The sequence below is a fragment of the Mesorhizobium sp. M1217 genome (genome assembly GCF_040318275.1).
Classification (GTDB): domain Bacteria; phylum Pseudomonadota; class Alphaproteobacteria; order Rhizobiales; family Rhizobiaceae; genus Mesorhizobium.
In genome coordinates this window covers 224,328-231,354 of the sequence record NZ_JAMYMA010000011.1, presented here as the reverse complement: position 1 = coordinate 231,354, position 7,027 = coordinate 224,328, and the positions used below count along the sequence as shown (strand labels likewise).

The 7,027-nt window shown below is 64.7% G+C and carries 5 protein-coding genes; 3 read left to right on the top strand and 2 right to left on the bottom strand.

The window, feature by feature from the left end; all coding sequences use genetic code 11:
• Nucleotides 1–193 precede the first annotated feature (193 nt).
• Nucleotides 194–1,126, bottom strand: a complete 933-nt coding sequence (locus NKH37_RS20375; RefSeq protein ID WP_353005543.1) for a lysylphosphatidylglycerol synthase domain-containing protein — start codon at nt 1,124–1,126, stop codon at nt 194–196.
• 291 nt (nt 1,127–1,417) lie between these two features.
• On the opposite strand from NKH37_RS20375, the gene NKH37_RS20370 reads away from it, so the two are divergent.
• Entirely contained in the window at nt 1,418–2,824 is a 1,407-nt protein-coding gene (locus tag NKH37_RS20370) for a Ppx/GppA phosphatase family protein (protein ID WP_353005542.1), read from the top strand.
• 58 nt (nt 2,825–2,882) lie between these two features.
• Nucleotides 2,883–3,593 carry an RlmE family RNA methyltransferase gene (locus tag NKH37_RS20365; protein ID WP_352587820.1) on the top strand — a complete coding sequence of 237 codons (711 nt, stop codon included), beginning with the start codon at nt 2,883–2,885 and terminating at the stop codon, nt 3,591–3,593.
• 211 nt (nt 3,594–3,804) lie between these two features.
• Here NKH37_RS20365 and NKH37_RS20360 read toward each other — a convergent pair whose 3' ends face one another.
• Nucleotides 3,805–5,226 (bottom strand): MFS transporter, encoded by a 1,422-nt coding sequence (locus tag NKH37_RS20360; RefSeq protein WP_023717237.1) that lies wholly within the window; start codon nt 5,224–5,226, stop codon nt 3,805–3,807.
• A gap of 296 nt (nt 5,227–5,522) precedes the next feature.
• Here NKH37_RS20360 and guaB point away from each other — a divergent pair, with 296 nt between their 5' ends.
• A complete protein-coding gene (gene guaB, locus NKH37_RS20355) occupies nt 5,523–7,025 on the top strand; it encodes an IMP dehydrogenase (RefSeq protein ID WP_352458563.1) in 1,503 nt (500 codons plus the stop codon).
• Nucleotides 7,026–7,027: the final 2 nt, after the last annotated feature.

Genomic DNA, 7,027 nt, shown 5'->3' with positions numbered 1-7,027 from the left:
CCTGCCCCTCACCCTACCCCGCCCCCCGGGACGGACGGGGAGAGGGGGCGCCAGCGTTGCGGCTAGCCCCTTCTCCCCGTCCTTCACGGGGAGAAGATGCCGGCAGGCAGATGAGGGGCGGCGCCGACTTCGAGGATTGATCGTCTCACATACATGAGGTCGTCATCAGGGCCTGACGCGATTGCCCCAGCCTTCAACTCTCGCTGCGGCTGTATTGCGAGTGCTCGAAAAGCAGCACCACGCCGAGCGCGATCAGCAGCGGTATGATCAGGTAGAACAGCCGGAACACCAGCAGCGCCGCCAGCACGCCGACCTGGTCCATATGTGACAAGCCCGCGAGGAACACCACCTCGAAGACGCCGAGCCCGCCCGGCGCATGCGAGATCTGCGCGATCGAGAACGACACCAGGAACACGCCGAGCACGATGAAATAGCCGGGATTGCCGGTGGCGGGCAGGGCAAAGAAGATGATCGCCGCCGCCGCCAGCAGCTCGATCGGGCCGACCAGCAATTGCCGCGCCACGATCGGCAGCGCCGGGTAGTGCAGCTGAAAGCTGCCGATCCTGAGTGGTCTCAGATGCAGCCAGCTGCCGAAGACATAGGCCGCCACCACGAGCAGCATGGCGAACCCAGCTGCTTGCGACAGCCGATGATGCGGTATGCCGGAAAACCGGTCGATCACCTCGGGCTCGAGCAGCAGCACGATGCTTGAGACGAACAGCGTCGACAGCACGAAGGTGATCCAGCAGATCGCCACCAGAACGCCGACATCCTGCCCGGTCAGGCCCTTGGTGCCGTAGGCGCGGTAGCGGATCACCGCACCGGAAAATACCGAGCCGCCGATATTGTGCGACAGTGCGTAGGTGGTGAACGAGCAGAAAGTGACGAACAGCCACGATACTTTCTTGCCGATGTGCAGCAGCGCGATGTGGTCGTAGCCGGCGAGCGAGGCATAGGCGACGACCGAGCTCAGCGCCGCCAGCACCCAGCCGCGCGCCGGAATGGCGATTATCCCGGCCCAGACATCGTCGAGCGAGATGCCGCGCAATTCGTGCAGCAGCAGCCACAGCGAAAACACCACCGCGGCGATGCCGATCACGGGCCAGAAATAGCGCCTCCAGTTCATGGCCCGAGGATCATGCGTTGCAGCCCGTACCCGTTTTCCGGTTCGCAGCAGGAAAACCGCCCGCGGTCCCGAATGTTTCCATTTCAGAAATGCCTCATTGAAGCCGGCTATTCAACCGGGAAGGCGCGCCATCCTCCGCCGAGGGCAGGGGCGAGACAATGCCGCCAGCAAAATTCGCCACGAGCACTCTTGGTGATCCGGCCCGGCGCTGATAGTCTGGCGGCAACTTGAACATGTAAATGCGCCTGCTGCGTCCGGTCTCCGGTTCGCGCGGCGCCGGAAGGAACCACAGTGGAAGACCACGAAGCCGGCGCTGGTGCGCCGGAAGTGGGCGTGTCCAGGGGTTCGCCGACGCCGTCCGGCCAGGCAAGCCCATCCACCGGACGCTACGGCCGTCAGGTGCAGCCCCGGTCCGGCAATGGACAGGGTGGCGACACGTCCCAGCACCAAAAGGGCCAGGACCAAAAAGGCCCGCATCAGAACGGCAAACCCAAGAAGCGGCGCAAGCGCCGGCGCGGGCGCAAGGTTTTCGCACGCGACGAGGCTCGTCCGCTGGCTACCGGCGCTTCGGTGCCTGCCGCCAACGAGACCCCGGCCGCGCGCCCGCCCCAGCCAGCGGCTTACGCGCCTCCGCCCTCAGCCCCGGCAACGTCGCCGAGGCCGGGGCAAGGTGCCCGCACGCCACCACCGCTGCAGGAGTTGCCGGTGTTTGCCGCGCTCGATCTCGGCACCAACAATTGCCGTCTGCTGGTCGCGGTGCCGACGCGTCATGGCCAGTTCCGCGTCATCGATGCCTTCTCGCGCATCGTCAGGCTGGGCGAAGGCCTTACCGCCAACGGCCGGCTCGGCGACGCTGCAATGGACCGCGCGGTCGAGGCGCTGAAGATCTGCGGTGACAAATTGCGCAACCGCAAGGTCAGGAAGGCCAGGCTGATCGCCACCGAGGCCTGCCGCACCGCCGCCAACGGCGTCGAGTTCCTCGAGCGTGTCGAGCGCGAGGCCGGCCTGAAGCTCGAGATCATCGACCGCCAGACCGAGGCGCGGCTGGCGGTGTCGGGCTGCGGCTCGCTGGTCGAGCGCGACACGCAAGGCGTCGTGCTGTTCGATATCGGCGGCGGCTCGTCCGAAATCGCGCTGATCGACCTCACCGGCCAGCGCTCGCCAAGGCTTGCCAACCATATCGTCTCGTGGACCTCGCTGCCGGTCGGCGTCGTCTCGCTGGCCGAGCGTTTTGGCGGCCGCACGGTAACGCGCGAGATCTTTGGCGCCATGGTCGAGGATGTCGCAATGCGGCTGCGCGCCTTCGACGGGCGCGACCGGCTAAGCCACCTTCTGTCCAGCCCGAAATTCCATTTGCTCGGCACGTCGGGCACGGTGACGACGCTGGCCGGCGTCCATCTCGATCTCGAACGCTACGACCGCCGCCGCGTCGACGGGCTGTGGATGGATCGGGACAGCGTTGATCGCATGGTCGAAAAGCTGGTCGGCTGGGATTTCCAGCAACGCGTCGCCAATCCTTGCATCGGCGCCGACCGCGCCGACCTGGTTCTGGCCGGCTGCGCCATATTGGAGGCGATACGTGCCGTCTGGCCGTCGGAGCGGCTGCGTGTCGCCGACCGCGGCTTGCGCGAAGGCATATTGAGCGAATTGATGGCCGATGACGGCGTCTGGCGAAACAGCGGGCGGGGCAGAGCATGATCCCGAAAAGTGGCTGCCGGTTTTCGGACAAGATCATGCTCAAACAGGCAATAAAGCAATGACCAAGAAACCGGAAAGACCGAGCTCCGCCGGCATTCGCGTGCTGAAGACGAAGATCAAGAAGAAAAGCGGCTTGAAGGAATCGTCGCGCCGCTGGCTGCAGCGCCACATCAACGATCCCTATGTCCAGCGCTCGAAGGCAGACGGCTATCGCTCGCGCGCCGCCTACAAGCTGATCGAGATCGACGACAAGCACCATTTGCTCAAGCCAGGCATGAAGGTGATCGACCTTGGTGCGGCACCCGGCGGCTGGTGCCAGGTCGCTGCCGCACGTACGAAATCTACCGCGGAACACCCGAACGTCGTCGGCATCGACTATTTGGAGATGGACGCGGTGCCGGGCGCGCCGGTGCTGCTGATGGATTTCCTCGATCCTCAGGCGCCGCAGAAGCTGGCCGAGGCGCTGGGCGGCCAGCCCGACATCGTGCTCTCCGACATGGCCGCACCCACCACCGGCCACAAGCGGACCGACCACATCCGCACCATGTATCTTTGCGAGGTGGCGGCCGATTTCGCGCTGTCGGTACTGAAGCCGGGCGGCCACTTCCTCGCCAAGACCTTTCAGGGCGGCGCCGAAAACGAATTGCTGGCGAGGCTGAAGCGGAATTTCCGCTCGGTCCATCACGTCAAGCCGCCGGCCTCGCGCGATGAGTCGGTGGAGCTGTATTTGTTGGCGAAGGATTTTAAAGGCGGAAACGGCGCGGCGTGAAAATCGCTCTGTAGCGATCCTTCGCGCCCCCCTCTGTCCTGCCGGACATCTCCCCCACGAGGGGGGAGATTGGCAGCTTCGGCGCGCTGTCTAATCCTGCAACGTTGAATATTGGCGAAAGCCGATGTCACGTCCGATCTCCCCCCACGTGGGGGAGATGTCCGGCAGGACAGAGGGGCGCGCCTCCGGCGTCCGCAAGTACGAGCAAAGGTCAACTCCCCGGCGGGCTCACCGGCTCCAGCGTCTTCGGCGGTGTCAGTCGGCCATGTCCCGACACGGCATTGCCGGCGTCCGGCGCCAGCCGCATGAACGACAGCGAGGCTGCCGCCGACATCGCCGCTACGATGAAGAAGGCGGTGTGGAAGTCGCTCAGCGTCAGTGGGCCGCCATGGATCTTGGTCGACACTTCCAGGATGCCGCCGGCCAGCGCCACACCGAGCGCGATTGCCAACTGCTGGAACACCGCGGTGATCGGCGTCGCCTTGCTGGTGTCGGCTGCTGAAATCTCGGCATAGGCAAGCGCGTTGATGCCGGTGAAGAACATCGAACGGATGAAGCCCCCGGCGAGCAGCATGGCGAGGATCAGCCCATAGGGTGTGTCGGGTGTGAACAGGCCGTTGACGGCGATGGACGCGGCCGCGACGAGCGAGCCTGAAATCAGCACACGGCGGAAGCCCGCGACCCTGAAGATCAGGGCAGTGACGAATTTCATGCCTATGGCGCCGATTGCCGAGACGAAGGTGATCATGCCGGACTGGAACGGCGTCAGCCCGAAACCGATCTGGAACATCAGCGGCAAAAGAAAAGGTACGGCACCAATGCCGATGCGGAACAGTCCGCCGCCGAGCACCGATGAGCGGAACACCCGATTGCGAAACAGCTCGAGCGCCAGCAGCGGATTCTTGGCGTGGCGCGCGTGCAGCAGATAAAGCACCGCCGATGCCAGCCCGACGGCAACGGTGATAAAGCCGGCAGCCGGCGGCAGGGCCGGCAGGCTGACCACCGACAGGCCGAACACAATGCCCGATGCCGCCAGCCCGCTCAGCACGAAACCAATGAAATCGAGCGGCGGCGTCTGCGCGGCGTCGGTCTTCGGCAGGAAACGCGTGGCCAGCCAGATCCCGATCAGCCCGATCGGTACATTGATCAGAAAAATCCAGTGCCAGGTGAAATAGGTTGTGATGAAGCCGCCGACCGGTGGACCGACCAGGGGGCCGACCAGAGCCGGGACGGTCAGCCACGACATGGCGGCGACGAGTTCGCTTTTCGGCGTGGCGCGTACCAGCACCAGGCGTCCGACCGGCGTCATCATGGCGCCGCCAATGCCTTGCAGGAAGCGTGAGACCACGAAAGCCGGCAACGAATTGGACATGGCGCAGGCGACCGAGCCGATGATGAACACGGCGATCGCGGCGCGGAAGACATTCTTGGCGCCGAAGCGGTCGGCCATCCAGCCGCTGATCGGAATGAAGATCGCCAGGGATACCAGATAGGCGGTCAGCGCCAGCTTGAGCGCGATCGGGCTGGTGTGGATGTCGATGGCGATCGCCGGCAACGATGTCGCAATGACGGTCGAATCCATGTTTTCCATGAATAGAGCGACCGCCAGAATAAGCGGAATGGTGCGGTTCACGATGGATCCGGCCTTGAAATGTGCGTCGCTATTGCTTGCCGGCCTTGGGGCCAAACCGACACGTAGGGCGGTTATCACGCCTTGGCCCGGATGTCGCATTAATTTGCTGTCACGTTTGTGCGACCGCAAGTCGTGCGCAGCACCTGAGGCAAAATGCATCGTCGCCACTATACAACCATCGGCTTTTCAACGGCGACGGGACGTGTTACGAGCCAGCGCCAATCCTGAAAGGGAAGAAGACGAGTCGGCGCTGTCCATCCAGGGCGAGCGCCTTTCCTGCATTCCGAGGGCTGGCCATGGCAAAAATCATCGAGACGTCCACCGGCGCATTGGCGCTGACCTTTGACGACGTGCTGCTGCAGCCCGGTCATTCCGAGGTCATGCCTGGCGAGACCGACATCCGCACCCGCATCGCCGGCGACATCGACCTCAACGTGCCGATCCTGTCGGCCGCCATGGACACGGTCACCGAGGCGCGGCTTGCCATCGCCATGGCCCAGGCCGGCGGCATCGGCGTCATCCACCGCAATTTCTCGCCGGCCGAACAGGCCGAGCAGGTGCGGCAGGTAAAGAAATTCGAATCCGGCATGGTGGTCAACCCCGTCACCATCGGTCCCGAGGCGACGCTGGCCGATGCGCTGGGTCTGATGCGCACCTACAGCATTTCGGGCATTCCGGTGGTCGAGAACGGCGGCACCGGCGGCCACACCGTCGGCCGGCTCGTCGGCATCCTGACCAACCGCGACGTCCGCTTCGCCTCCGACCCGGCGCAGAAGGTCTATGAGCTGATGACCCGCGAGAACCTGATCACCGTCAAGGAGAACGTCGATCAGGACGAGGCCAAGCGGCTGCTCCATCAGCACCGCATCGAGAAGCTGGTTGTGGTCGATCGGGACGGCAATTGCGTCGGGCTGATCACGGTCAAGGACATCGAGAAGTCGCAGCTCAACCCGCACGCCACCAAGGATGCGCAGGGACGCTTGCGCGCCGCCGCCGCCACCAGCGTCGGCGATGACGGTTTCGAGCGGGCCGAGCGCCTCATCGACGCCGGCGTCGACCTTCTGGTGATCGACACCGCGCACGGTCATTCGCAGCGCGTCCTGGATGCGGTGACGCGGGCCAAGAAGCTTTCCAACTCGGTTCGCATCCTGGCCGGCAACGTCGCCACAGCGGAAGGCACGCTGGCGCTGATCGATGCTGGCGCCGACGCGGTCAAGGTCGGCATCGGGCCGGGCTCCATCTGCACCACCCGCATCGTCGCCGGCGTCGGCGTGCCGCAGCTCTCGGCAATCATGTCGGCGGTCGAGACGGCGCAAAAATCGGGTGTCTCGGTCATTGCAGATGGCGGCATCAAATATTCGGGCGATCTGGCCAAGGCGCTGGCCGCCGGCGCCAGCGCGGCGATGATCGGTTCGTTGCTGGCCGGCACCGACGAGAGCCCGGGCGAGGTCTATCTGCACCAGGGCCGCTCCTTCAAAGCCTATCGCGGCATGGGCTCGGTCGGCGCGATGGCGCGCGGCTCCGCCGATCGCTACTTCCAGGCCGAGGTGCGCGACACGCTGAAACTGGTCCCGGAAGGCATCGAAGGGCAGGTGCCGTACAAAGGACCTGTGTCTGGCGTGCTGCACCAGCTTGCGGGCGGCCTGAAAGCCGCTATGGGTTATGTCGGTGGCCGCGACCTTGCCGATTTCCGCGAGCGCGCCACTTTTGTGCGGATATCCAATGCCGGACTTCGTGAAAGCCACGCCCATGACGTCACGATTACCCGCGAAAGCCCGAATTATCCTGGCGGAGCATGATC

Coding starts and splice junctions, on each gene's coding strand:
- NKH37_RS20365 (WP_352587820.1), top strand. CDS start 2,883: ATGACCAAGAAACCGGAAAGACCGAGCTCCGCCGGCATTCGCGTGCTG.
- guaB (WP_352458563.1), top strand. CDS start 5,523: ATGGCAAAAATCATCGAGACGTCCACCGGCGCATTGGCGCTGACCTTT.
- NKH37_RS20375 (WP_353005543.1), bottom strand. CDS start 1,126: ATGAACTGGAGGCGCTATTTCTGGCCCGTGATCGGCATCGCCGCGGTG.